Raw genomic sequence first — 24,457 nt, forward strand, 5'->3', positions numbered from 1 at the left:
AGCGATCAGCGCCGCGCCGAGGGCGCCGTGCTGGCCAGCCGCTTCAGAAGAGCCTCCGCTGCGGCGGGGGCTTTTTCTTTGTGGCCGTTGATGAAGAAGACGTAGGTGGGCCGGTCGGCCACCCATCGACGCGCCTGGGTGGCCAGTGCATCGAGCGCGCGAGGCGCATAGCCGTTGGCAAAGCGTGGCTGTGCGTCCATCAGTCGCGCGTAGACGATGGGGCCCTGCGGCGCGTCGAAGGATGGGAATTTCGGGCTATCGGTGAAGACGGTCGCCACGCCGTGCCGCTCGGCCAGGGCCTGGTAGGCCGGATCGATGAAGCTGGGATGCCGCACCTCCATCACATGCTGCAGCGCAAGGCCGTCGACCTCGGGCGGCAGCAGTTCCAGAAAGGCGCCGAAGTCCGCGGGGTCGAAGGCGTGCGTGGGCATGAACTGCCAGACGATCGGCCCCAGCCGGTCGCCCAGCTCGGCCAAGCCGCTGCCGATGAAGCGCTGCACCGCATCGCCGGCCTTGGCCAGCTCGCGCCGGTGCGTCGTCACGCGGTGCGCCTTGAGCGAGAAGACGAAGCCCTCGGGCGTGGCCTCGCGCCACTTGCGGAAGGTATCGGGCTTGAAGGTGCTGTAGAAGGTGCCGTTGACCTCGATGGCCGTGAGTCGCCGGCTGGCGTGGGCCAGTTCCTGCGCATGCGGCAGGCCGGGTGGGTAGAAGCTGCCGCGCCAGGGTTCGAAGGTCCAGCCGCCGATGCCCACGCGCACGGGTGTCTGCGTCGGGGCGGGCAGGTCGGCGGCGGTCGGGGTGGATTTCTTGGGCATGGGCGTGCTGGGGGGATGCGGTCGGCTCACTCTACGCCGGGGCCCATCCCGGCGCAAAATGGATCGATTGCCCCCGCCACGCGCCCCACGGAGAAACGCCGATGAATGCCCCTCTGCACAAAGAAATTCCTGCCGGCCTGCTCGACACCGAGCGCGCCCTGGCCGACGTCACCGCCCGCTGGGACGGCGACATCATCCGGCAGCTCAGCGACTACATCGCCATTCCGGCCAAGTCGCCGGGCTTCGATCCGGACTGGTCCGCCAACGGTTACCTGGAGACGGTGCTGCGCAATGCGGCCACCTGGGTCGAGGCGCAGAAGGTCGAGGGCCTCACGCTGGAGATCGTGCGCCTGGAAGGCCGCACGCCGGTGCTCTTCTTCGAGCTGCCCGCCAGCGGCACGGCGATGAACGAGACCGTGCTGATGTACGGCCACCTGGACAAGCAGCCCGAGTTCACCGGCTGGCGCCGCGACCTCGGCCCGTGGACGCCCAAGTACGAAGAGGGCCTGCTCTACGGCCGCGGTGGCGCGGACGACGGGTATGCCGTCTACGCCAGCGTGGCGGCCATCCAGGCGCTGAAGGCGCAGGGCGTGGCCCATCCGCGCATCGTCGGCCTGATCGAGACCTGCGAGGAATCGGGCTCCTACGACCTGCTGCCCTACGTGGATGCGCTGCGCAGCCGTCTGGGCGAGGTGGCGCTGGTGGTCTGCCTGGACTCTGGGGCCGGCAACTACGACCAGCTCTGGCTCACCACTTCGCTGCGCGGCCTGGCCGGCGGCACGCTCAAGGTGGAGATCCTCACCGAGGGCATCCATTCGGGCGACGCCTCGGGCCTGGTGCCGTCGAGCTTCCGCATCATGCGGCAGGTGCTGGACCGGCTGGAGGACAGCAAGACCGGCCGCCTGCTGCCCGCCAGCTTCCACTGCGAGGTGCCCGCCGAACGCCTGGCGCAGGCCAAGGCCACGGCCGCCATCCTGGGCGACGAGGTCTACAAGCGCTTCCCCTGGGCGCACTACGACTGCGGCGGCGCCACCGCCTTTGCGCTGCCGACCACCACCGATCCGGTCGAGGCGCTGCTCAACCGCACCTGGCGGCCGACGCTGTCGGTAACGGGCGCCGAGGGCTTCCCGGCCTTGAAGGACGCCGGCAACGTGCTGCGGCCTTACACGGCCTTCAAGCTCTCGCTGCGCCTTCCGCCGCTGGTGGAGGCGGCGCAGGTGGTGCAGGAACTGAAGGCGCTGCTGGAGGACAACGCGCCCTACCAGGCCAAGGTGACCTTCGAGTCCGGTGGCGGCGCCACCGGCTGGAACGCGCCGGCCATGGTGCCGTGGTTCCAGCAGGCACTGGATGCCGCCAGCCAGGCCCACTTCGGCGCGCCCTGCGGCTACATCGGCCAGGGCGGCACGATCCCGTTGATGAACATGCTGAGCGCCGGCTTTCCGAAGGCACAGATGATGGTGTGCGGCGTGCTGGGCCCGAAGAGCAATGCCCACGGGCCCAACGAGTTCCTGCACGTGCCCTATGCCAAGCGGCTGACGGCTGCCGTCGCGCAGGTCATGGCTGCCATGCCGGCCAAGCACGCGGCCGAACAGGCGGCATAGGGCGGCCAGGCGGCGCGCGGCGCGCGCCGGCCATGTCGGGGGCGCCGCGCCCAAGTGGGCCGGTAGCCTGCTTGGGCCGGGGCGCTGCTCAGCGCCGGCCGAGCAGGGGCCCGAGCGCCCCCAGCAGATCGCCCAGCCCTCCCGCGCCTGCCGACAAGGACGGCTCCTGCTCCGGCAGGCGGCCGTGCGGCGTCAAGCGATCGATCAGCACGGGCAGCAGCGTCGCCAGCAACGGCAGCAGCGTCTGCACGTTCAGGCCCAGCTTCTGCGCCACGGCGGCGATCACGTCCGGGCCAAGAGCGCCCTGCACCTGATCGGGCGAGACGGGTTGGTTCTGACTGGTGCCGATCCATGAGCCGACCGCATCACCCAGGCCGGCCTGCTGCAGCTTCTGCACCAGCCCGCCCAGGCCCCCGCTTTCCTGCAGCAGGCTGCCGAAGATGGCGACCGGGTCGCTGCCTGGCGAATGGGGCGCTGGGGCGCCGCTGTTGAGCACCTGGCCGAGGACGGAATCGAGCAAGCCCATGGCTTCTTCCCTGCGAAATGACGACGAGGCTGCCATTGTTCCGGCGAGCCTCGTCTCCGTCGTCAAAGAGCTTTGCTTTTTCAGCGAAGCCGTGCGGAATTCACTTTTTGGACACCTTAGTTAAGGCCTCAGGGCGCGCGGGGCGGGCGCTTCTCCAGCAGCGGCTGCGTGACCCCCTGGACGCCGACGAGGCCGAGCACCGTGGTCAGCGAGTTCTGCGCGCCCTTCCAGGCATCGGTCAGGTCGATCCATTCGCTCAGGGCGTGAAAGCCGCCGGTCTTGCCACCACCGCCGATGATGATGGCCGGAATGCCCAGCGCCATCGGCACGTTGGCGTCGGTGCTGGCACCGGACAGCAGCGTCTTGTGGCCGAAGGAGGCATTGGCGCGCGGCCGCCTCCACGATCACCGAATCGGACGGCGTGCGGCCGCCGGGCCTGTCGCCGATCAGCTTGGTCTGCACGGTCAGCGTCTCGACGTTCCAGCGCTTGTTCTCCTCGGCCACCGCCTCGTCGATGGCGCTGAGGATCTTCTTCTCGGTGGTCAGCAACGACTCCATCTGGTCCGAGCGGATGTCGACCGCCATGCGCGCGTCCGGCGCAATGGTGTTGACCGAGGTGCCGCCACCCACCGTGCCCACGGTGAAGGTGGTCTTGGGGAAGGTGGGTGTGCGTACCTCGGCGATCTTGGCGATGGCACGTCCCATGCCGTGGATGGCGCTGGGCACTTGGCCGAAGGCGCCATAGCTGTGGCCGCCGGGACTCTTGAAATTGACCTCGTAGCGATGGCTGGCCGTGCCCAGGATCAGCACCGAGCCGTCGGGTGCCGGCTCCAGCCCCACCATGCCGTCGATGTCGCGATGCTCGGCAAAGATGTGCTTCATGCCGCGCAGGTTGCCCAGCTCTTCCTCGCCGACGTTGCCGACGAAGAGGAGGTCGCCGACGGTCTGGATCTTCTGGTCGTTCAGCACCTTGAGCCAGGACAGCAGCACGGCCAGGCCGCGTGTGTCGTCGGAGATGCCCGGGGCGTACAGGCGCCCGTCGCGCTCCTTGACCTTGACGTCGGTGCCGGCAGGGAAGACGGTGTCCAGGTGCGCCGAGATCAGCAGCTTGGGCCCCTGGCCCGTGCCCTTGCGCAGGCCCACCACGTTGCCTTCGCTGTCGATGCGGGCGTCAGGCAGGCCCAGGGCCTTCATGCGTGCGAGGAAGGCCTCGGCGCGGGGGCGTTCCTTGAAGGGCGGTGCCTCGATCTCGGTCAGCATCCTGAGATCGTCGATGGAACGCGCATGGTCGGCCTTGACCGCCTCCATCAGCGCCTGGATCTGCGGGGCCGACAGCAGCTGCGTGTAGGCCTGGTCCACGGCCGGGCGCACCTGGGCGGGCGTGGGCGCGACGGCGTTGAAGGCCTGGGCCCAGGCGCAGGAGGCGCCGGCCCATGCGAGCGACAGTGCGAGCAGCGCCGGAAGCGGACGAAGGCGGGGTGAGGAAGGGCGGATCGGCAAGAGGCGCATCATGGGCAGGGTGTTGGAAAGCGGCGGGTCGCGCAGAGGCGGCATCTGTCATCAGGCTGACTGGATGCCGGGAGATCGGCGGAAATTCTGGCGACTGCCCCGCCGCTCCGCTCTGATTTAATCCGCCGTAGCGTCAGATTTCCTAACATGCCTCGTCACCTTCCCAGTACCCGCGCGCTGCTCGTGTTCGACGCCGTCGCCCGCTGCCATGGCGTGGTCAAGGCGGCCGACGAGCTGTGCCTCACCCACAGCGCGGTCAGTCAGCAACTTCGGCTCCTGGAGCAGCAATTGGGTGTGCGGCTGGTGCAGCGCAGCGCCCGCGGCACGGTGCTGACGGAAGCCGGCCGCCGCTATCACGCCCAGGTCGCGGGCGACCTGCTGCGGCTGGAGAACCACACGCTCGAGGCCATGGCCCAGCGCCCTGACGGCGAACGGCTGCTGGTCGGCGCCGTGCCCGTGCTGGCCGAGCGCTGGCTGCTGCCACGCCTGTCCGACTTTTTGGCCCAACAGCCGGCGTGCAGCGTGCACCTGCAGGTGTTTCCGACCCAGGTCTACATGGACGAGCCGCCTTTCGACGTGGCGCTGCAATATGACGACGCCACCTGGCCAGGCGCGATCGTGCGCCCGCTGCGGCCGGAGCGGGTGGTGGCCGTGTGCGCACCGCAGTCGCGCTGGCGCGCCGCGGCCTGGGTGGGAGATTTCCGCGAAGTGCCGCTGCTGCAGCTCAGCTCACGCCTGGGAGCCTGGCAGGCGTGGTTCTCGCAGGCCGGCATCGACCGGCACCCGGCGAATGCGATGGTCGGCCACCGCTTCGACCTGTTCTCGATGGTGCTGGAGGCGGTGCGCGCCGACCTGGGCATCGGCCTTCTGCCGCGCTATGGCGTGGCACGCGAGCTGGCGAGCGGCGAGCTGCGCCTCGCGCATGCGTTCGAAGGCGATGGGCCGCGCGGCTACAGCCTGTTCGTGGCGCCGCATCGGGCGGATGACCCGGCGGTGCAGGCCTTCGGCCTGTGGCTGGATTGGCAGGTGGCGCAGGAAGCGGAGGCCGTGCCGCAACCTGGCCGCTGAGGCGGGCTCAGCCTGCCACGGCCAGCAGGTGCATCAGAGCCGCCAGGGGAGCCGTCTCGGCGCGCAGGATCCGCGAACCCAGCGTCGTCAGCACGAAGCCGCTGGCACGGGCCCGGGCTTGTTCCTGCGGGTTGAGTCCGCCTTCCGGGCCGCTGAGAAAGACCGCAGTGCCGCCTGCCGGCGTGCCGCGGCCCAGCGGCTGGGCCTCGTCGCCAAAGCCCAGCACATGGCGGGCGGCCGGGGCGTCCGGGCTCAGGCTGTCCAGCCAGGTGCCCAGGTCTCGCACGGGATGCACCGTGGGCACGCGGTTGCGTCCGCACTGTTCGCAGGCAGCCACGGCCACGGCCTGCCAGTGGTCCTGCTTCTTCTGAGCCCGCTCGCCGGACAGGCGCAGCACGCCGTGGGCCGTCTGCAGCGGCTGGATGCTGGCCGCGCCGAGTTCGGTGGCTTTCTCGACGAGCCAGTCCATGCGGTCGTTGGCGGGCATGCCCACCGCCAGGTGCACCGCCAGCGGTGCCTCGCGCTCGACCGCGTGGTGCGTGCCCACACGCACGTCGACGTCGCTGCGGCCCATGCGCTCGACCGTGGCCTCGAACTCTCCGCCGCGGCCGTCGAACAGGGTGATGCCGTCGCCCGGCTGTAGCCGCAGCACCTGCACATGGCGGGCGGCGCCGGGCGGCAGACCCAGCGACTGGCCGCTGGCCAGAGGCGTGGCGCAATGGATGCGTGGCATCAGCGGGTGCCCTCTGCCGCGTCGATCACGCCGCCGCCCAGGCAGATGTCGCCGTCGTACAGCACGGCCGACTGGCCGGGCGTGACGGCCCACTGCGGCTGCGGAAACACCAGCTGGAAGCGGGCCTCGGGCAGGGCCTGCAGCAGCGCAGGCGAATCGGCCTGGCGGTAGCGTGTCTTGCTGCCATAGGTGCCGGCCGCGGGCGGCGCGCCCGCCACCCAGCTCGCGTCGGCCGCCAGCAGGGCGCGTGACTGCAGCCAGGGATGGTCATGGCCCTGCACGACCCAGAGCGTGTTGGCGTCCACGTCCTTGCGGGCGACGAACCAGGGCGCGTGCTCGCCGCCGCCGCGCTGCGCACCTTTCTCCTTGATGCCGCCGATGCCCAGGCCCTGGCGCTGGCCCAGCGTGTAGAAGGACAGCCCGTGGTGCTCGCCCAGCCTGCGGCCGCGCTCGTCCTTGATCGGGCCGGGCGCCTTGCTGATGTAGCGGTTGAGGAACTCGCGGAAGGGGCGTTCGCCGATGAAGCAGATGCCGGTCGAGTCCTTCTTGGCCGCCACCGGCAGGCCGATGTCGGTGGCGATCTGCCGCACCTGCGTCTTGTGCAGCTCGCCCACCGGGAACAGCGCCTTCGACAGTTGCGTCTGGTTCAGGCGGTGCAGGAAGTAGCTCTGGTCCTTGGCCGGGTCCAGGCCCTTGAGCAGCTCGTAGCGGGCCGAGTCGGGCACCGGCTCGCCGGCGGCGAAGGGCCGGCCCGTGGCGGCATCGACGGCGCGCACGCGGGCGTAGTGGCCTGTCGCGATCTTCTCGGCGCCCAGGCGCATCGCGTGGTCGAGGAAGGCCTTGAACTTGATCTCGGCGTTGCACAGCACGTCGGGGTTGGGCGTGCGGCCGGCCTGGTACTCGCGCAGGAACTCGGCGAAGACGCGGTCCTTGTAATCGGCGGCGAAGTTGACGTGCTCGATCTCGATGCCCAGCACGTCGGCCACGCTGGCCGCGTCCACGAAGTCGACGTTCGACGAGCAGTATTCGCTGTCGTCGTCGTCTTCCCAGTTCTTCATGAAGATGCCGACGACCTCGTGGCCCTGCTGCTTGAGCAGGTGCGCCGTCACGGCCGAGTCCACGCCGCCCGACAGCCCGACGACGATCCGATGTTTGGTCATCCGGCGATTGTCCCTTGGCCGCGGTGGGCGCTGCCCGGGCGGGGACTCGCGCGACTAGGCTGGCGGCTTTCCGGCCAGCCAGCGCGCATAGGCCTCGGGGTAGACCGCGCGCAGGCGCACGACGTGGAACTGTGCTTCCTGCTCCAGCCCCAGCATGCCCGCGCTGTCGATCAGCTTGACCACCACGCGCGGCTCGGGCGAGAAGGCCAGTGTGGCCTGGGCGAGTGCATGGACGCGGGCGGCGGTCTGGGGCGTCAAGGGCGTCAGTGCCAGCTCTGCAAAGCGCACCTGTCGGGCAAAGAGCCAGTCGCTGCCGTCAGGGTCCAGCCGGGCCAGCGGATCGTCCTGCCAGCCGGCGAGCCGTCCGGCAGCCGGAAGAAAGGGCTGGCTCACGCGCACATAGCTCCAGCCGGCGTAGCCCACGGCAGCCAGGATGGCCGTCGCCATCAGCCGGGCGGCCAGGCGTGCACGGGCCTCGCGGGCCTGGGCAGCTTCCTGCGTCTCGGTGCCGTCCGCTGGGGCGCGCGTCGGTCGCCACGGCCACAGCATGCCGAGACACAGTCCGAACACGAGCTGGAAGGGGCCGTACCACAGCGGGTACTCGACCAGGCTGTGCAGCCCGATCATGCCCAGCACACTCCAGGCCATCAGCCGGGTCGGATCGCGCTCCTGCCAGGGCCGTGCGGCCAGCACCATCCACAGGAAGGCGCCGCAGATCAGCACCGCCGCCGGTATGCCCAGCTCCACCGCCAGATGCAGGGGCAGGTTGTGCGCGTTGTCCAGGATCTCGACGAAGCGCGGCCCCGGGTACTCGGCCAGGTAATGCGCCAGGCTGAGCTGGCCCCAGCCCCAGCCCGTCCAGGGACGCTCGCCGATCAGCCAGAGCACGTTGCTCCACAGCAGCATGCGGCTGTGGCCCGGTGGCGCGCCGTCGCGCAGGCGGGTGAGCATGCCCTCGACGTCGGCGCCTGCGCTGCCGCCGCCTGCGTGAATGGATGCGACCGTGACGGCCGACCAAGGCAGTGCCCAGGCAAGCAGGGCGTACAGCGCCAGGGCGCCCAGCAGCCAGCCCGGATGTGGGAGCAGCGATGGCTGTGTGGCCGGCGGCAACGCTGTCGCGCCGGCATTGAGGCGCCGCTCGCGCCAGCCCATCCACCCCGCGGCCGCAACGATCACGATCAATTGCAAAAGCCCGGTGCGCGACGTCGAAGCAGCCAGACCGGCGATCAGCAGCGCGCCTGCTGCAAGCAATCCTTGGCGGCCTCGCATGCCTGCCCGGCCGTACATCCAGAGCAGCGCCACGAGGGCCATGCTCAACAGCGTGGCGAACTGGTTGCGTTGGCGGAGGTTGCCGTAGGCCATGCCGATGGGCTCCAAGGGCACGGCAACCCAGGGGTGCAGCAGTGCGGCAACGCCGTGGTACTGGGCAAGTCCGATGACTGCACTCAGAAGACCGGCCATCAAAAGACCGGTGGCCAGAACCTTGGGGCCGGCTGCAACTCGTTTCTGCGCCCGCTGCGCGGCGCCTGCCGCAGCCGAAAGTGCAGTCATGCCGATGACGGCAACGGCGAGCGCTGCCGGGCGGGACACCGACTCACTCGGTGATGTCGTCGCCTGCAAGACCAGCACCGCGGCAGTCATCGCGAGCAAGGCCTGCGCGGCCGTGAGCGTCCAACCGCCGCCCAGAACGATCAGCAGACCTGCCACGGCCGCAGCGCTCGAGAACTGTTGCCATGCCGAAATGCTCGGCATCGACGGCCATCCGACCAGGAAGGGCAAGCCGACGCAGATGATGGCCGCAAACCGCCGAGCCGCGTCGTGCCTGGCACGCCTCGGATCTCGCTCGACCGGATCTTGTTCAGCCCCCCACCGTGGCGAGTCTTGCACCTGGGCTGTCAATCCTTCCATTTCGCCAGATATCGTTCCTTGCCGGAGTGCCAGGATGGCGAGCCGAACAGACCGGAACTGGCGTGAAAGATGCGCAAAGGCCAGGTGCCCAACCGGAGGCCGTTGGCGCGGGCCTGCCGACACAGATCCATGTCGTAGAAGTGGAAGGCGAATTGCTCATCGAAGCGGACGTTGCCGCGCTGGAGCACCCGGGATCTCGCAGCCAGCAGAACACCATCGAGCAACTCGCAAGGAGCGGGCGCGGCGCCGTAGTCCAACAGCTTCGGCGCTCGAAGCGATTCGCACAATACCGCGCCAGAGAGATTGGGAAAGTCCCAGGTGAATTCGTTGTCTGGTGTCGGAATGAAGGGCCATGCGGTTTGACCTGGAACTCGCCGACGGTTGCCTGCAATGCCCACGAGGTCGAAGCGACGCAGTGCAGTGACGAGTTGCGCCGCGAAATCGCTTTGTTCGATCCATACGTCGTCGTGCACGAACACCAGAATATCCTGGGGTTGCGCTTGATCGATGACCGCGTTGAAGAGTCCTGGCAACCCCTGCTGATTGGAGAAAAAAATCCGACGGCGGTATCGGGGATGATTGTTCAGCCAGCGGCCGAGCAGAGATTGAGAATAGAAGCTCTGCTCATCCAGCCGCGTGGCGCAAACCAGAAGCAGATTGGCCAGTGATGCGCGCCGCTCCGTCAGCAGCTTTCTGAGGATCGACACCAGCATTCGTCAAGTCTCCGCTGCGGTCTTTCGGGCAACGATGACGTATTGCACCACCTGCGCTTCGTCCATGAACTCGTCGTAGCTCGTGCCGAGATAGTCGCAGACCGGCTCGAAAAACTCCAGGAACTCGACGATCCTGTCGTCCGCGAGTTTGCGATACACCACCTTGTCGATGGCAAAGCCGGCCTTTGCGATCATCTGGATCATGTCGGTGCGGGTAAACCACCGCAAATGGGTGCGGTCGAAGATGCCGGCCTCCTGACGTGGCCAACTGCCTTTCAGAAGCTGGAGCATGACCTCCCAATTCCGCACATTGGGTATGCACGCCAGGAGGGTGCCCGAGGGCTTCAACGAGCTATGGATTCCGGCAAGCGCGCGCTCTGGCTCGACCAGGTGTTCCAGCACATCGCCCACCACCCAGCAATCGAAGCTGCCGTCCTGCAAGGTACGCAGTTGCGGGTGCTGTGACCAGTCGTCTACCCGGTTCAGGTCCGCGCAGATGGACTGGTCGAGCCACGGGGCCGCAGCAGCCAATGGCCCCTGGGCCACGTCGACTCCCACATAGCGTTCCGGCGCGTAGGTTTCGCGCACGGCGCGGGCGAACTGGCCGGCGCCACACCCCAATTCACCGAGGTGCTTCATCTGCGCCGTGACTTGCTCGAAGAGCGTGGGGTTGACGTTGTCGTAGTAGCTCATGGCTGCATCAATGGGATTGCAGAAGACGCTGAAGCCGGGCCGCCAGCGCACCCTGCGACATGGGAATCACCTGCCCGCTTTCGATCGGCTCCTGCAGGCGCAGCGGGTCGAAATCCATCCGTTCGCACAGATGCAGTCGGGCCTGGCCAAGTTGCTCATCGGGCAACTCGACGCGCCAGTCGAGGCAAACGCCCAGCGCGTCGTGGACGGCCAGGCGTGCGCCGGCACTGGCGGCCCTCCAGGAAAAGAATTCCTCCATCAGCGTCTGGCCATCGCTCAACAACGGGTCCCACCAATCGACGCAGTCGAAGCGGCCGAGACTGGCCATGTCCATCGCGATGAATGCGCCGCCGACGACATTGATCTGCGGCTTGTCGTCGTGCGCGTCCACCGGCATGTGGTGGAGTTCGTACCAGTCGGGCTTTTCTCCCGATGGCTCGATCACCGAGCCGAACATTCGGTCCAGCTTCCAGTCGACCCGCGACCACGCCGATGCGCCCACGATTCCCACGATGTCGGCGGACACCAGTGCCTCCAGGACGCGGGGGAGCAGGTCGGGCGCAAAAAACCGGACGTTGGGATGGACGATGACGATCACGTCCTCGCAGCGCTCTCGGTGCAGCCTCTGAAGGAGGGCCGGCCGATCGACCGGCAGGACTTGATGGATCGACAGCGTCACGCCTGCTGGAACGTCGATCACGGACAGCGCTTGTTGGACGTCGTCGAAGGCAAGGGCGGCGGCCGTGGGGACGATCAACTGCACGTGCCTTGGCCCGCTGCCCGACTGAGCCGCTGTCGCCGTTTCGCTTGCCGGGTCAAGTTCGACCCTGGCAGCCCCACGCACCATTGCGGTCTGCAGGGCCTGCACAGCATTGGATTGCAATTCGGCCAAGCGCGCCGAGGCCGACAGCGCCTCTTGTCGCTGGCCGTCCAGCAGCAAGTACTTGGCACGATGGAAGAGCAGGTCGAACACCTGGTGAGGTGCTGCGTTCTGCACCTGCTTCGCCAAGTAATCTGCAGCGGCGCCAAAGGCCTGGGAGGCCGCCAGGCGCTGGGTGAAGAGGATATGCGCGCGAACCGAGCCTGGATACTCATGCAGGCAGTAGTCGACGATGCGCTGGGCCGCAGGGAAATTGCCGTAGCGGTAGACGTGGTGTGCACGGCGCAGCAGCTCCTGCTCCGGCAACGGTGCGACGCGCACGGGCGGTTGCTCGCGCACTGGAGGCAGGGTCAGGTGCTGCAGGAACAAATCCTCGACCTGTCTGGCGAACATGACGCCGTTTCCGAGCGGCGTCGTCTTGTAAAGCGCGCGAGCATCGGCCTTGAACTGCCGCAGACGTGCTGGATCCCTGGCCAGAGCGACCGCTGCGTCGACATATGCCGGCCAGGAGTCGACGGCCAGCTCCGGCGCCCCAAGGCAGCGAAGCATCGATCGGCCCATACGCGAGGCGGTGGCCTCTCCGCTGAGGGAAACGAGCGGCGTGCCCATGTAGGTGGCGAAGCAGCTGGTGGTCCCTCCATTGAACGGAAAGGTATCCAGCACGATGTCGATCTGGTCGTATGCCAAAAACAGGTCCCGGGGGCCGGTCGGGAGCGCAATGTCGACACGTTCGGCGTCGATGCCGCAGCTGTGGAGGCGCGCGACGAACTGGTCACGGCACAGCGGATCGGCGAAATTGACGGCGCGTACCTGGAGCCTGCTTCCAGGTGCGGCGTCGAGGACCGCCTTCCATGCGGCAAGAACCGGCTCCGTGATCTTGCCCAGATTGCCGACGCAGCCGAAAGTCACGAAGCCGTTGCGTTCGCTGGGCGGAGGTCCAGGCAGTGGAATGTCTTCCAGCGGGTCGAAACACCAGAACGAAAACGGCAGCACCGCGAGCGCTTCGGTATGGAACTCGCCGCTGCGGGCATGGGCAATGGCGGGATCGGCCAGTTTGATGTCGATGGTGTCCAGCCCCGTGGTCGGCGGGTAGCCGATTCCGGTCACCTGCAAAGGAGCCAGTCGCGCCTGGAACAGATTCAGACGGTTGGTGGACGTGTGACCCGCCATGTCGACCAGCACGTCCAGCTCGCAGGCGCGGATCCTCTCAACCAACGCTTCGTCCGACAAGTCGGCGACTGGAAAAAAATGCTCGCTCCTGTCTTCGATCCTGCTGGTTTCTTCGTCGCTTTGAAAGCTGTCGTGAAAGACGAAGATCTCGGCCCGTTGTTTGTCATGGCCCTCGAGCAGCGGTCTGAAGAAGAATCGGACGGAATGGTTGCGAAGGTCTGGCGACCAGTAGCCGATTCGAATGCGGCGACCGTGCAGCGGTCGCGGGTTTTGAAATGCTGTGCCACCGTCCAGCAGTGCAGGCGCCGGCTTCTCCAGTGTTCGGGCCCAGAACAGGTGCTCCGCTGCGAGCCGCCGTTCATCGGCCTCTGCGTAGGTCGCTGTAAAAAGATAGGTATCAGCCGAACGGGCGGTGTCGAATGTGCCGAGCCAGGCGCGCAGCGAGTGCGCGCTGGCACTGCTCGCATCACCCCAGGTGAACAGCGTAGCGGCATAGGCGGCGTTGACGCCCGCCATCAGAGGGGCCTGGATCGCCGCCTTGTTGATGAGCGCCAGCGATTCTTCGCTCCTGCCGCGTGAGCGCAGCACATTGGCGTAGTTGACGACCGACGGCAGATGGGTGTCGTCGAGAGAGATCGCCTTATCGAAATAGATGGCCGACTCCGCGACCCGACCGAGCGTCACGAGACAGTAGCCGTAGTCGTTGAGGGCGTCGATGTCGTCCGGCACGAGCGCCAGATATTCCTCGAACTTCGTGCTGGCCTCGCGGATCTTGCCCTCGTTGTTGAGGCGGACCGCCTCGTGCTTGATCAGCGCCGCGTCCGGCTTTCGAACCGGCGAATTCGTCCGCTGAAAGAGGCGGCGCACCAACCCAGGCAGCATCGATCAATTCCCTCCACTCGGACGCTTGGCAACCTTGTTCAATTCGACGATCAAACCCTCGACGGCAATGTCGACGAAGTCTTTGGGATAGCCCGCGTCGACCATGCCCCACCGAAATTTGTGGATGAGGACGATCCTTCGCAACCAACCGCGTTCGACATTTTTCTGCGACTCCGTCGCCAGCCGAAAGGCCTGCTCAAGCACGCGCGTGATCCGCGCCGCCGATAGCACCTGCCTGCGGTGCGTCATCGCGTCGGGCGAAATGCTCTTCTTGAGGGTGACGACCAGCAATTCCGCCAGTTGGCGTTCCGATTCGAATGTGGACAGTTTCATCAAAGCTCGCGCAATAAAAAAACCGGCCTGAGGCCGGTCTCGGTCCGAGAGGCGCGCAGGGCACCTCGATGGATCAGCCGCGGCAGGACGAGGGCAGCCACTTGCTGGGGTTGCCGGAGCAGGTCCAGGTCAGCGTGCCAGCGCTGCTCTGAACCACAGGGGTCAGAGCCACCGTCACGGCCGCACCGACCGACGACGTGGCGGCGGCGCCGGTGATGGTGATCACGCCGTTGCTGCTGACCGATGCGGTGTTGATGCGACCAACCTGTGCGATCGAGCAGCTCGTGGAGACGTCGGTCGGAATGGCGGAGCCGCCGCCGGCGGCTTGATAAGCCTCGGTGATGCAGGTGCGGCCAGCGCTGGCAGCCAGCACGAGCTCAGAAACCTTTGCCCGCACCGTGTAGTCCTGATAAGCCGGCAGCGCCACCGCCGCCAGGATGCCGATGATCGCCACGACGATCATCAGTTCGATAAGGGTGAAGCCCTGCTGGGCGGCTCGGGCGATGCTGCGACGGTTCATGGTCAGACTCCAGGTTGAAAGCAGTCCGGGAAACATCCCGGTCATGCCCGCTCTTTGCAGACCGCGTGCCATCGTCGGCGATCGCCCGGATGCGTCCAAAAGTTCACAGTTGAGACACGCTATCTGACACTTCTTGTTTGTAAACAAGTGTGTCTTGGTGACAAAAACGTCACTTGGGCTCGGGGTGACACGTTTGGTCGGCCCGGCCTGGACGTGATGACGAACTCGGGTGTCTCGCCAGAAGTCAGACCACGTGCGACGCAGCGGCCGGGACGTGAAGGATCTGGCCCGCCTCAAGCCAATGCACCTGCATCCGGTCCCAGAGCCGGAGCTGGCCGACCAGCGCGTTGACCTCGGCCATGATGTCCGCCACCGCCGCGGGTTTCGTGTGCGTGATGTAGACCGGGTAACGGGCCAGCGGCGACATCTGGGCCAGCTCTTCGGCCAGGGCTGGTGGCGACAGGTGCAGGCTTCTTTCGGCCAGTTGGCGCTCGCGGGTGCTGAAGGCCGTCTCGATCACCAGGGCGCCGACGTCCATCTGGTTGATCCGACGCCAGAAGGGCTTGTTGCGCTCGGTGTCCCCGCTGTAGACCCAGTGCGAATGGCCGTCCGCGCGGCGGACGGCGAAACCGCAGGCCGGCACGGTATGGACGGCGGGCAGCACTTCCACGACCTTGGGGATGCGACGACCCAGCATCAGGCTCTGGCCCATGTCGAACTCCACGAAGTGGATCAGCGGCGCGTCGGTGCTCGGCAAGGCGGTGAAGTCCGGCCACAACAGGTTGTTGAAGACATGCGCCCGCAGCACCTGCAGAGTGGCGCGCAGGCCGTGCACCCGCAGCGGCCGCCGCCGCAGGCTGGCGACGGCGTCCACCATCAGAGGCAGGGCCGCGACATGGTCCAGGTGCGAATGGGTGAGCACCACGTCGTCGATCTGCGCCATCTCTTCCAGGGTCAGATCGCCGACGCCGGTGCCGGCATCGACGAGGAGGTCGTCGTCGATCAGGAAGGAGGTGGTCCGGGCGCCCCGGGCGATGGCGCCGGAGCAGCCCAGCACGCGCACCTGCAGGCTGTTCATGAGGGGCTCAGAGTGATAGGGGGCAATCCGGCCGCGCGGCCCGTGGCAGGCGAGGCCTGCGTGCAAAGGCGCAGGCTAGGCGTCGGCTACCGCGGGACCAAGGACTTTCTTCACGCTCGGCCGGGGGGCGAGTATGCCTTTTCGCCGGGGCGGTGCAGGATCGGTTGTCATTAATTTGCAGTTTCGTGAACCCTGCCACGCCTATGCACCGAGCGTTGTCGCGGCTTTCAGGGTTGAACGGCGTCAGCCGGACGGCAGGCGGTGTCGGGCGTGTAGATATGCACGCCGCGCTGGCGCCCGCGCACCTGCACCTCCCCCAGCTCGCGCCAGGGGGCATCGGGCATGTGGGCGACGGTGCTTTCCCCTGCCACGATGGGTACGCGGTAGACGGTGCACAGCCCCTCCAGCCGCGCCGCCAGATTCACGGCGTCGCCGATGGCCGTGTAGCTGCGCCGGTACGCGGAGCCCATGTTGCCGACGACCACCGTGCCGGAATTCAGCCCGATGCCGATGGCGACGTTGGGCAGGCCATGGGCGTCGTGTCGGGCATTGAGTGCCGGCAGCGCGGCGACGATGTCCTGCGCGGCGCGCACGGCCCGCTCGGCATGGTCGACCTGCACGACCGGCGCCCCCCAGAAGGCCATCAGGCAGTCACCCATGTATTTGTCCACGGTGCCACCGTGATGGTTGACGATCTCGGTGAAGCGGGTGAAGACCTCGTGCAGCAGGGCCTGCAAGGTGGCCGGTGCCATGTGTTCGGCCAGGTGGGTGAAGCCGCGCATGTCGCAGAACATGACGGTGAGGACCCGGCTCTCGGCCCGCATGGTGTAGCGGTGCGGCTCGCGCGCCATGTCGTCCACGAGCTGGGGCGGCACATAGGCGCCGAACAGCCGCACCAGGGCGCGGCGCTGGCGGCTTTCGACGAAATAGCCCCAGCTCATGTTCAGCAGCAGCCCGGCGACACCGGCAAGCAGGGCCGCCGCCTGCGGCAGCACCAGGTCGCCCTGGCGATAGAACAGGTCGTTCAGCAGCAGCAGCCCGCCGCAGGCCGCCAACCCGATGACGAAGCCGGCTGCCGCCGAGCGCAGGGCCGTCCCGAGCATCAGCAGCAGGCCGATCAAGACGAGGCTCGCCCACGCGTAGCCTGCAGCGTAGTCGGGCACGTGCGGCACCCGGCCGTCGAGCAGGCCCGAGAGCACATGGGCATGCACCTCCACCCCTGGAAGCGCCGCGGCGATGGGCGTGGCGCGCAGATCCTGCAGCCCCGCCGCGCTGGCACCGACCAGCACGATGCAATCCCGCAGTGCGCCGGGCGCAAGGCGACCCTCCAGCACCTCACGGGCGGAGACGTAGCGAAAGCGACGCTGGTCTTCTCCGCCGTCGCGGCGGTAGGGCACCACGATCCCGCCATCGGCGCCCACGGGAATGCGTATCTGCCGACCGTCCGGCGCTTGAAGCAGAAGCGCGGTCAGTTGAGGTGCGGCGCCCGGACCATGTGCCAGCTGCAACATGGGTGGTGCAACGTCCGTGGCCGCCCGGAAGGTCGCGAGGGCCAGCGATTCGTAATAGCCCCCAGGGGCCGCCTCCAGGCGCGCGAGTAGCGGTGCGGCGCGCACCACGCCGTCCTGGCCGGAACGGAACACCACGTTGATGAAGCCGGTTCTCGAGCCGATGGACAGGCCCGGCAGACTGGCGATCAGCGCAGGCCAGCCCGGGATGCGGGTAGCACCGGGCGGCAAGGCGCCGGCGGGCAGCACCGGTGGCGGCGGGAAGGTCGGCACCCCCGCCCCGGTGGCTTCGCTGTCGAAATGCGCGCCCATGACCACCCGACCCGGTGCCGCTGCCACCGCCCGTGCGAAGTCGCCGTCAGGGTCCAGGGCCGCCGCGCGCCGGGCGAGTTCCGCATCGAAGCCCGCATCGGCGGGCCAGCGCCCGGGACCCAGGGCCTGCAGCAACGCCGACCCGCTGCTGCGGTCGGCCTCGGCGAACACCATGTCGAAGGCCAGCGCGCGCGCCTGCTGGCGCTGTGTCAGTTCAGTGGTGAGCCGGGCCAGCCGCTCGCGGCTCCACGGCCACTGGCCGAAGGCGCGCAGGCTGGGCTCGTCGATGTCGACGATGACGATGCGCGGATCGGTGCCGCGCGGCGCATGCAGGCGCAGCCGGGCGTCCTGGATCTGGGCATCGAGACGATCCACCCCTGGCAGGTGCAGCAGCCCGCCCGTGTGTGCCAGACCGGCGAGCAGAGGCAGCAGGGTGACCGCGATGCGCCAGCCATGGCCCCGAAGGCCGCGCCACCACCCCGTGCGCCGCATCGCGTCGAAAGGACGTGCGGCGCGATCAGCCCAGGACGAACTGCATGCGGGTGCCGCCGAGCTCCAGGATGTCGCCGTCCTGCAGGGCCACGGCCCGTGGCTGCAGCGCCTCGCCATTGAGCGTGGCGAGGCCATCCACAGGCGCCACGACATAGCCCTGCAGGCGCCGGGTGACGGCGGCCACGGCCACACCCGGCTTGCCGATGGTGGTCACCACCTTGCGCAGCACGATCTCGTGGCCGGCGGCCGAGCCGCTGAGGATGCGGATGCAGGCCTGGGTGCTGGCGCTGCCCTCCAGGGCCGCCGGCACCGTCTCGCCCTCGGTCAGCGGCATGGGGCGCGAGTCCATCAGCCCGGAGCCTGCGCTCAGGCTCATGCTGATGCCGGGATGCGCGCCGTCGTCGGCTTCGTGCGTCTGCAGGTAGCGGATCTTGTACTTGCCGACTTCGATGAGGTCGTTGTGTTCGAGCACCTGCTTGCGGATCGCACGGGAGTTCACATACGTGCCATTGGTGCTGTCCAGGTCTTCGAGATAGACACTGGTGCCGATCTTGTGCAGCACCGCGTGCTCGCCGCTGATGGCAAGGTTGTCGATGACGATGTCGTTGTAAGGGCGCCGGCCGAGCGTGGTGCGTTCCTTCAGCAGGGGCACTTCCTTCAGCACGACGCCATCGATGGCAACTACCAGTTTCGGCATGGCCGACACTCCTCAGACCGGACGGGCGCACACGCGCAGATTGTCAAGTTGTAACCGCGAGCCGATGGGCCTGCAACCTTTCGGCTACACATTCGCCTCAATCTCCCGCAAAGCGCGCCAGGATCACCGAGACGTTGTCCTTGCCGCCGTTGTCGTTGGCCACGGTGATCAGCAGCGCCACCTTGTCGGCCAGCGGAATGTCGGGGATCAGCAGGGACACCAGTTGCTCGTCGGTGACCATGTCGGTCAGGCCGTCCGAGCACAGCAGGTACAGGTCGCCGCGCTGGGCCGGCTCGTGCATCAGGTCGACCTCCACGTCGGCGCCGATGCCGAGCGCGCGCGTCACCAGGTTTCGATGGGGCGAGGCCAGTGCCTCCTCGGGCGTCATCAGGCCGGCGTCGATCTGGGCCTGCAGGAAAGAGTGGTCACGCGTGAGCGCCGTCAAGCGGCCGCCGCGCAGGCGGTAGCAGCGGGAGTCGCCGATGTGGCCGACCACCGCGCCGCAGGGGCCGAACACCGCGCCGACCAGCGTCGTGCCCATGCCGCGCAGGGCGGGATTGACGGTGCTGGCGTTGAAGACCGCGCGATTGGCCTGCGCGATGCCCTGGTGCAGCGCCTTCATGACCGCCTTGCCACCGGGCGCCGGCCCCACCTGAGCCAGCCAGCGTCCCATGGACGCCTGCAACAGCGCCACAGCCATCTCGCTGGCCACCTCGCCACCGGCATAGCCGCCCATGCCGTCGGCCAGCACCGCGAGGCCCAGGCGCGGGTCGAAGGCGATCGAGTCTTCGTTGTTGCGGCGCAGCCGGCCGGTGTCGGTCTGCGCGGCAAACTCCCAGGGCGGCCCGGCGGCGTCTTGTTGGATGACAGCCGGGCGCGCCATGGGGATCAGTGCTGCGCGGCCTGCTGCCGGCCGCGATTGGCCAGCAGCTTGCCGATGGCCACGACCAGCACCGCGCCGATCGCGGCAGCCACGTAATGCAGCGCCGGGTTGGCGGCCATCGTCTCATGCAGCGACACGTCGCTCGCCATCGTCTCGCCACCCACCCAGCCGATGAGGGCTGCGCCCAGCAGGATGATGATCGGGAAGCGGTTCATGAGCTTGATCATGAGCGAACTGCCGAAGATCACCAAGGGGATGCTGATGGCCAGGCCCAGCACCAGCAGCACCATGCTGCCGTTGGCGGCCGCGGCCACGGCGATCACGTTGTCAAGGCTCATCACGAGGTCGGCGATCAGGATGGTGCGCACGGCGCTGGCGAGGGTCGAATGCTGCTTGCCGCCGCCTTCCTCGCCCTCGTCCTCGCCGCCCAGCAGCTGCACGCCGATCCACAGCAGCAGCAGGCCGCCGATGATCTGCAGGTAGGGCAGGGACAGCAGCTTGACCGCCACGATGGTCAGCACGATGCGCAGCACCACGGCCGCGGCCGAGCCGAGCATGACGGCCTTCTTCTGCTGGTCGGGAGGCAGCGCGCGCGCCGCCAGGGCGATCACGACGGCGTTGTCGCCCGAAAGAATGATGTTGATCCAGATGATCTTGAGCAGACCGATCCACAGATCAGGGTTCGACAGTATCTCCACGGCTTGCAACCTCCACGGTGTAGTGAATTGATGAAGGGCGCCTGCGGTCTCCGACAACCGCGGGCGCCCTCCGGCTTTTTTATGGGGTGGCTGAATGTGCGGCGTTCATGACGACGCCTTCTACTTCGCCTGCAGTGCAAGCGCTCTCGGATGGACCGGTCGAGCGCTTGTCACCGTCTTCAGGTCAGATCAGCGACTTCAGGATGCGGCCCATCTCCGACGGGTTGCGCGTGACCTTGAAACCGCACTCTTCCATGATGGCGAGCTTGGCATCGGCCGTGTCGGCGCCGCCCGAGATCAGCGCGCCGGCATGGCCCATGCGCTTGCCGGGAGGGGCGGTGACGCCGGCGATGAAGCCGACCACCGGCTTCTTCATGTTGGCCTTGCACCATTGGGCCGCTTCGGCCTCGTCCGGGCCGCCGATCTCGCCGATCATGATGACCGCGTCGGTGTCCGGATCGTCGTTGAAGGCCTGCATCACGTCGATGTGCTTCAGGCCGTTGATCGGGTCGCCGCCGATGCCGACGGCCGACGATTGACCGATGCCCAGCTCGGACAGCTGTGCCACGGCTTCATAGGTCAGCGTGCCGGAGCGCGAGACCACGCCGATGCGGCCCTTCTTGTGGATGTGGCCGGGCATGATGCCGATCTTGATCTCGTCGGGCGTGATCAGGCCGGGGCAGTTGGGGCCCAGCAGCAGCGTCTTCTTGCCGCCCTTGGCTTCCTTGGCCTTCATCTTGTTGCGCACTTCGAGCATGTCGCGGACCGGAATGCCTTCGGTGATGCAGATGGCCAGGTCCAGGTCAGCCTCGACGGCTTCCCAGATGGCGGCGGCGGCGCCCGCTGGCGGCACGTAGATCACCGACACGGTCGCACCCGTCTGCTGGGCGGCTTCCTTGACCGAGGCATAGATCGGGATGTTGAAGATCGACTCGCCGGCCTTCTTCGGGTTCACGCCGGCCACGAAGGCATTCTTGCCGTTCGCGTATTCCTGGCACTTCTCGGTGTGGAACTGACCGGTCTTGCCCGTGATGCCCTGGGTGATGACCTTGGTGTCCTTGTTGATGTAGATCGACATGGCTGGTGATTCCTTACTTGACGGCCGCCACGACCTTCTGGGCCGCTTCTGCCATGGTGTCTGCGCTGATGATCGGCAGGCCGGATTCGGCCAGCATCTTCTTGCCCAGCTCTTCGTTCGTGCCCTTCATGCGCACGACCAGCGGCACGGACAGGTTCACGGCCTTGCAGGCGGTGATCACGCCGGTGGCGATGGTGTCGCACTTCATGATCCCGCCGAAGATGTTGACCAGGATGGCCTTCACGTTCTTGTTCTTCAGCATGATCTTGAAGGCCTCGGTGACCTTCTCGGGGGTGGCACCGCCGCCCACGTCAAGGAAGTTGGCCGGCTCGCCGCCGAACAGCTTGATGGTGTCCATGGTGGCCATGGCCAGGCCGGCACCGTTGACCAGGCAGCCGATGTTGCCGTCCAGGCTGATGTAGGCCAGGTCGAACTTGGAGGCTTCGATTTCCGCGGGATCTTCCTCGTCGAGGTCGCGCAGGGCGACCAGTTCGGGATGGCGGAACAGCGCGTTGGCGTCGAAGTTGAACTTGGCGTCCAGGGCGATGATGTTGCCCTTGCTGTCACGGTTGAGCGGGTTGATCTCGACCAGCGAGGCGTCCGTCTCCATGTAGCAGGTGTAGAGCTTCTTGCAGACGTCGACGAACTGGGCTTCGGAGTCGGCGGGGAGCTGGATGCCCTTGGCCAGTTCCTTGGCGAGCGCGTCGGTCATGCCGGTGAGGGGGTCGACGAAGACCTTGACGATCTTCTCGGGCGTGCTGTGCGCCACTTCCTCGATGTCCATGCCGCCTTCGCTGGAGGCGATGAAGGCCACCTTCTGCGTGCCGCGGTCGGTCACGGCGGAGAGGTAGTACTCCTTCTGGATGTCGGCGCCGTCTTCGATGTAGAGGCGGCGGACCTTCTGGCCTTCGGGGCCGGTCTGGTGCGTGACCAGCTGCATGCCCAGGATGTCGGTGGCACGGGCCTTCACGTCCTCGATCGACTTGGCGACCTTCACGCCGCCGCCCTTGCCGCGGCCGCCGGCGTGGATCTGGGCCTTCACCACCCACACGGGGCCGCCCAGCTTCTGTGCGGCTTCGACCGCTTCTTGCACGGTGAACGCCGGAATGCCGCGCGGCACAGGCACGCCGAACTTGGCAAGGAGTTCCTTGCCTTGGTACTCGTGAATCTTCATGGAAAGAGTCTCTCGGAACGGAGGATGGGAGGTGCTGTTGTCCGCAGGCCACGCCAGCCGGCCGGCCGGGAGCGGCGGAGCAGCCTGCGAATGTATCATGGTGCGCCGCGTCATGGCGGCCTCGCGCCGTTGTGGCGATCACGTAGTCTTCCCACTGTCCATGGGGAGAACACCACATCGAGGCTCGCGCCATGACCCAGGTTTTCATCGACGGCGAGGCTGGCACAACCGGCCTCCAGATCCGCGAACGGCTCACCGGCTTGCCCGGCATCGAGCTCGTCAGCATCGCTCCCGAACTGCGCAAGGACGCCTCCGCCAAGCGTGACCTGATGGCGGGCGTCGACCTGGTCATCCTCTGCCTGCATGACGATGCCGCACGTGAATCCGTGGCGCTGATCGACGGTCTGCCGGGACGCAAGCCGCGCATCATCGACGCCTCCACCGCGCACCGCGTGGCGCCGGGTTGGGTCTACGGCTTCCCGGAACTGGCTGAAGGCCATGCCGCCGCCGTGAAGGCCGCAGAGCGCGTGGCCAACCCCGGCTGCTATGCCACCGGCGCCATCGCCATCGTGCGCCCGCTGGTCGATGCCGGCCTGCTGCCCAGGGACCATCCCATCGCGCTGCCCTCGGTCAGCGGCTATTCGGGCGGCGGCCGCACCATGATCGAGGCCTACGAGGCAGGCACCGCCCCGGCCTTCGAGACCTACGCGCTGGGCCTCAAGCACAAGCACATCCCCGAGATCATGGCCTGCACCGGCCTCACGGCGCGGCCGGTGTTCATTCCCTCGGTGGGCAACTTCCGCCAGGGCATGCTGGTCAACCTGCCGCTGCACCTGGACGCGCTGCCCGGCAAGCCCACCGCGGCCGACCTGCACGACGCGCTGGCCGCCCACTACGCGAAGAGCAACACGCCCGAGCAGTACGTGAAGGTGCTGCCGCCGACGGAAGACGGCAAGCTGGAGCCGCAGGCGCTGAACGACACCAACGACCTCGAGATCCGCGTCTTCCCCAACGAAGACCACCGGCATGCCGTCGTCATCGCCCGCCTGGACAACCTGGGCAAGGGCGCGAGCGGCGCGGCGGTGCAGAACATGCGGCTGATGCTGGGGGTCTGAGCCCCTCAGCGCAGCATCATCGCCATCGCCGAACAGCAGTTGAGCATGCGCACGGCCGCCTCCATGGTCGGCGCGTCGAAGCGCAGCACGGTGCCGTCCACGCGCTCGAAGCTGGGCCACTGGCAGAACAGGTCGGCATGGGCCGGCGTCTGGGTGTGCAGCTCCACCTGCAGCGGGCCGGGCACGCGCAGCGGCGCGGGGCGGGCATCGGCGGCCTGTGCCACGGCGCGCGCCACACCCTCGCGGATGGCTGCGCAGGCGGCCTCGGGCGACAGCGAGACGCCGCTGTTCATGCCGGTCGCCTCCTTGGTCTGCACGAATAGCGTGCCCGGCAGCTGCGGCGCGGTCTCGGCGATGAAGGCATCGTCGCCGCTGGCCATCAGCACCGGCACGCCGTAGTCGCCCGCCAGCGCGCCATAGAGCGTGGCCTCGCTCTGCCATTCGCCGTTGACGCGGATGCCGGCGAAGGCGCCGCTGTTGATGGTGTGGGCCAGGATGCCGGGCGCATGCGCGCGGGCGTGGTAGCCCACCATGCACACGCCCGCGGTGCCGGGCCGTTCCACGCCGGCCACCATGCTCAGGTAGCGCGGCTTGCCCTGCACGATGCGGGCGCGCGGGTCCAGCCTGGCGGCCGGCATGTTGCGGAAGCTGCCGTGCGAGTCGTTCACCACCACGGCCTCGGCCCCGCCGTCGAAGGCGCCGGCGATCGCGGCATTGGCCTCGTCGGTCATCCAGAGCCGGGCGCGCTCGTACTCGCCGTTGCCGGGGCGCGTCTGCTCGGGATGGAAGACGCCTGCCACGCCTTCGATGTCGACGGAGATGAGGATGATGTGGGTCATGGGTTCGGGCGCTTCGCGCAAGGAGTCGGCCATCGTCCGAGACGGCGCCGGCACGAGAAAAGGGCGGATGCG

Annotated in this window: 21 protein-coding genes and 1 pseudogene; 3 read left to right on the forward strand and 19 right to left on the reverse strand. The window is 67.6% G+C overall.

The genetic code is table 11. The features are described from left to right. Window positions 1-5 precede the first annotated feature (5 nt). The gene (locus BXA03_RS10245) at window positions 6-815 is read right to left on the reverse strand and encodes a DUF72 domain-containing protein (RefSeq protein ID WP_076507000.1); all 810 of its coding nucleotides are present in this window, start codon (window positions 813-815) and stop codon (window positions 6-8) included. Between the two features lie 101 nt (window positions 816-916). On the opposite strand from BXA03_RS10245, the gene BXA03_RS10250 reads away from it, so the two are divergent. Beyond that, window positions 917-2,416, forward strand: coding sequence for a M20 family metallopeptidase (locus tag BXA03_RS10250; protein ID WP_076507002.1), 1,500 nt, complete (start codon window positions 917-919; stop codon window positions 2,414-2,416). An 88-nt stretch (window positions 2,417-2,504) separates the two neighbouring features. Here BXA03_RS10250 and BXA03_RS10255 read toward each other — a convergent pair whose 3' ends face one another. Then, window positions 2,505-2,942, reverse strand: coding sequence for a YidB family protein (locus tag BXA03_RS10255; RefSeq protein ID WP_076507004.1), 438 nt, complete (start codon window positions 2,940-2,942; stop codon window positions 2,505-2,507). Between the two features lie 128 nt (window positions 2,943-3,070). Then, window positions 3,071-4,451 (reverse strand): annotated as a pseudogene (locus tag BXA03_RS10260) (M20/M25/M40 family metallo-hydrolase). Window positions 4,452-4,598: 147 nt separating this feature from the next. Here BXA03_RS10260 and BXA03_RS10265 point away from each other — a divergent pair. Next, window positions 4,599-5,519 carry a LysR substrate-binding domain-containing protein gene (locus BXA03_RS10265; RefSeq protein ID WP_076507007.1) on the forward strand — a complete coding sequence of 307 codons (921 nt, stop codon included), beginning with the start codon at window positions 4,599-4,601 and terminating at the stop codon, window positions 5,517-5,519. 7 nt (window positions 5,520-5,526) lie between these two features. Here BXA03_RS10265 and BXA03_RS10270 read toward each other — a convergent pair whose 3' ends face one another. The 15 genes from BXA03_RS10270 to sucC all read right to left on the reverse strand — a co-directional run bounded on the left by BXA03_RS10270 (window position 5,527) and on the right by sucC (window position 22,431). Further along, window positions 5,527-6,252, reverse strand: coding sequence for a 16S rRNA (uracil(1498)-N(3))-methyltransferase (locus tag BXA03_RS10270; RefSeq protein ID WP_076507009.1), 726 nt, complete (start codon window positions 6,250-6,252; stop codon window positions 5,527-5,529). Beyond that, window positions 6,252-7,412 carry a tRNA 2-thiouridine(34) synthase MnmA gene (gene mnmA / locus BXA03_RS10275; protein ID WP_076507012.1) on the reverse strand — a complete coding sequence of 387 codons (1,161 nt, stop codon included), beginning with the start codon at window positions 7,410-7,412 and terminating at the stop codon, window positions 6,252-6,254. The genes BXA03_RS10270 and mnmA overlap by 1 nt, the downstream gene beginning before the upstream one ends. Before the next feature lie 54 nt (window positions 7,413-7,466). Beyond that, a complete protein-coding gene (locus BXA03_RS10280; RefSeq protein WP_234983652.1) occupies window positions 7,467-8,963 on the reverse strand; it encodes a PglL family O-oligosaccharyltransferase in 1,497 nt (498 codons plus the stop codon). A 344-nt stretch (window positions 8,964-9,307) separates the two neighbouring features. Beyond that, window positions 9,308-10,033: a glycosyltransferase family 2 protein gene (locus tag BXA03_RS10285; RefSeq protein WP_083716011.1), complete on the reverse strand. Its 726-nt coding sequence runs from the start codon at window positions 10,031-10,033 to the stop codon at window positions 9,308-9,310. A 3-nt stretch (window positions 10,034-10,036) separates the two neighbouring features. Next, complete coding sequence (locus tag BXA03_RS10290; protein WP_076507014.1) at window positions 10,037-10,726, reverse strand: class I SAM-dependent methyltransferase; 690 nt, start codon at window positions 10,724-10,726, stop codon at window positions 10,037-10,039. Between the two features lie 7 nt (window positions 10,727-10,733). Continuing rightward, window positions 10,734-13,658, reverse strand: a complete 2,925-nt coding sequence (locus BXA03_RS10295) for an O-linked N-acetylglucosamine transferase, SPINDLY family protein (protein ID WP_076507017.1) — start codon at window positions 13,656-13,658, stop codon at window positions 10,734-10,736. 3 nt (window positions 13,659-13,661) lie between these two features. Then, window positions 13,662-13,991: a hypothetical protein gene (locus BXA03_RS10300; RefSeq protein ID WP_076507020.1), complete on the reverse strand. Its 330-nt coding sequence runs from the start codon at window positions 13,989-13,991 to the stop codon at window positions 13,662-13,664. Window positions 13,992-14,064: 73 nt separating this feature from the next. Continuing rightward, on the reverse strand, window positions 14,065-14,511 hold the full coding sequence (locus BXA03_RS10305) for a pilin (RefSeq protein WP_076507023.1): 447 nt from the start codon (window positions 14,509-14,511) through the stop codon (window positions 14,065-14,067). 244 nt (window positions 14,512-14,755) lie between these two features. Further along, window positions 14,756-15,580 (reverse strand): MBL fold metallo-hydrolase, encoded by an 825-nt coding sequence (locus tag BXA03_RS10310; protein WP_076507637.1) that lies wholly within the window; start codon window positions 15,578-15,580, stop codon window positions 14,756-14,758. Between the two features lie 236 nt (window positions 15,581-15,816). Further along, a complete protein-coding gene (locus tag BXA03_RS10315; protein ID WP_076507025.1) occupies window positions 15,817-17,901 on the reverse strand; it encodes a CHASE2 domain-containing protein in 2,085 nt (694 codons plus the stop codon). 25 nt (window positions 17,902-17,926) lie between these two features. Next, window positions 17,927-18,598, reverse strand: coding sequence for an FHA domain-containing protein (locus BXA03_RS10320; protein WP_076507028.1), 672 nt, complete (start codon window positions 18,596-18,598; stop codon window positions 17,927-17,929). Between the two features lie 97 nt (window positions 18,599-18,695). Next, entirely contained in the window at window positions 18,696-19,481 is a 786-nt protein-coding gene (locus tag BXA03_RS10325; RefSeq protein ID WP_076507031.1) for a Stp1/IreP family PP2C-type Ser/Thr phosphatase, read from the reverse strand. Between the two features lie 5 nt (window positions 19,482-19,486). Then, window positions 19,487-20,179: a TerC family protein gene (locus BXA03_RS10330; RefSeq protein WP_076507639.1), complete on the reverse strand. Its 693-nt coding sequence runs from the start codon at window positions 20,177-20,179 to the stop codon at window positions 19,487-19,489. Between the two features lie 184 nt (window positions 20,180-20,363). Beyond that, a complete protein-coding gene (gene sucD / locus BXA03_RS10335) occupies window positions 20,364-21,257 on the reverse strand; it encodes a succinate--CoA ligase subunit alpha (RefSeq protein WP_076507033.1) in 894 nt (297 codons plus the stop codon). A gap of 13 nt (window positions 21,258-21,270) precedes the next feature. Next, complete coding sequence (gene sucC / locus BXA03_RS10340; protein ID WP_076507036.1) at window positions 21,271-22,431, reverse strand: ADP-forming succinate--CoA ligase subunit beta; 1,161 nt, start codon at window positions 22,429-22,431, stop codon at window positions 21,271-21,273. Window positions 22,432-22,622: 191 nt separating this feature from the next. On the opposite strand from sucC, the gene argC reads away from it, so the two are divergent. Further along, entirely contained in the window at window positions 22,623-23,546 is a 924-nt protein-coding gene (gene argC, locus BXA03_RS10345; RefSeq protein ID WP_076507039.1) for an N-acetyl-gamma-glutamyl-phosphate reductase, read from the forward strand. Window positions 23,547-23,551: 5 nt separating this feature from the next. Here the strand turns inward: argC and BXA03_RS10350 are convergent, their stop codons facing one another. Beyond that, window positions 23,552-24,385, reverse strand: a complete 834-nt coding sequence (locus BXA03_RS10350; RefSeq protein ID WP_076507641.1) for a M55 family metallopeptidase — start codon at window positions 24,383-24,385, stop codon at window positions 23,552-23,554. Window positions 24,386-24,457: the final 72 nt, after the last annotated feature.

Source organism: Pseudacidovorax sp. RU35E (assembly GCF_900156165.1).
In the GTDB taxonomy this organism is placed as follows: Bacteria; Pseudomonadota; Gammaproteobacteria; order Burkholderiales; family Burkholderiaceae_C; genus Xenophilus.

Coding starts and splice junctions, on each gene's coding strand:
- BXA03_RS10245 (WP_076507000.1), bottom strand. CDS start 815: ATGCCCAAGAAATCCACCCCGACCGCCGCCGACCTGCCCGCCCCGACG.
- BXA03_RS10250 (WP_076507002.1), top strand. CDS start 917: ATGAATGCCCCTCTGCACAAAGAAATTCCTGCCGGCCTGCTCGACACC.
- BXA03_RS10255 (WP_076507004.1), bottom strand. CDS start 2,942: ATGGGCTTGCTCGATTCCGTCCTCGGCCAGGTGCTCAACAGCGGCGCC.
- BXA03_RS10265 (WP_076507007.1), top strand. CDS start 4,599: ATGCCTCGTCACCTTCCCAGTACCCGCGCGCTGCTCGTGTTCGACGCC.
- BXA03_RS10270 (WP_076507009.1), bottom strand. CDS start 6,252: ATGCCACGCATCCATTGCGCCACGCCTCTGGCCAGCGGCCAGTCGCTG.
- mnmA (WP_076507012.1), bottom strand. CDS start 7,412: ATGACCAAACATCGGATCGTCGTCGGGCTGTCGGGCGGCGTGGACTCG.
- BXA03_RS10280 (WP_234983652.1), bottom strand. CDS start 8,963: ATGACTGCACTTTCGGCTGCGGCAGGCGCCGCGCAGCGGGCGCAGAAA.
- BXA03_RS10285 (WP_083716011.1), bottom strand. CDS start 10,033: ATGCTGGTGTCGATCCTCAGAAAGCTGCTGACGGAGCGGCGCGCATCA.
- BXA03_RS10290 (WP_076507014.1), bottom strand. CDS start 10,726: ATGAGCTACTACGACAACGTCAACCCCACGCTCTTCGAGCAAGTCACG.
- BXA03_RS10295 (WP_076507017.1), bottom strand. CDS start 13,658: ATGCTGCCTGGGTTGGTGCGCCGCCTCTTTCAGCGGACGAATTCGCCG.
- BXA03_RS10300 (WP_076507020.1), bottom strand. CDS start 13,991: ATGAAACTGTCCACATTCGAATCGGAACGCCAACTGGCGGAATTGCTG.
- BXA03_RS10305 (WP_076507023.1), bottom strand. CDS start 14,511: ATGAACCGTCGCAGCATCGCCCGAGCCGCCCAGCAGGGCTTCACCCTT.
- BXA03_RS10315 (WP_076507025.1), bottom strand. CDS start 17,901: ATGCGGCGCACGGGGTGGTGGCGCGGCCTTCGGGGCCATGGCTGGCGC.
- BXA03_RS10320 (WP_076507028.1), bottom strand. CDS start 18,598: ATGCCGAAACTGGTAGTTGCCATCGATGGCGTCGTGCTGAAGGAAGTG.
- BXA03_RS10325 (WP_076507031.1), bottom strand. CDS start 19,481: ATGGCGCGCCCGGCTGTCATCCAACAAGACGCCGCCGGGCCGCCCTGG.
- sucD (WP_076507033.1), bottom strand. CDS start 21,257: ATGTCGATCTACATCAACAAGGACACCAAGGTCATCACCCAGGGCATC.
- sucC (WP_076507036.1), bottom strand. CDS start 22,431: ATGAAGATTCACGAGTACCAAGGCAAGGAACTCCTTGCCAAGTTCGGC.
- argC (WP_076507039.1), top strand. CDS start 22,623: ATGACCCAGGTTTTCATCGACGGCGAGGCTGGCACAACCGGCCTCCAG.
- BXA03_RS10350 (WP_076507641.1), bottom strand. CDS start 24,385: ATGACCCACATCATCCTCATCTCCGTCGACATCGAAGGCGTGGCAGGC.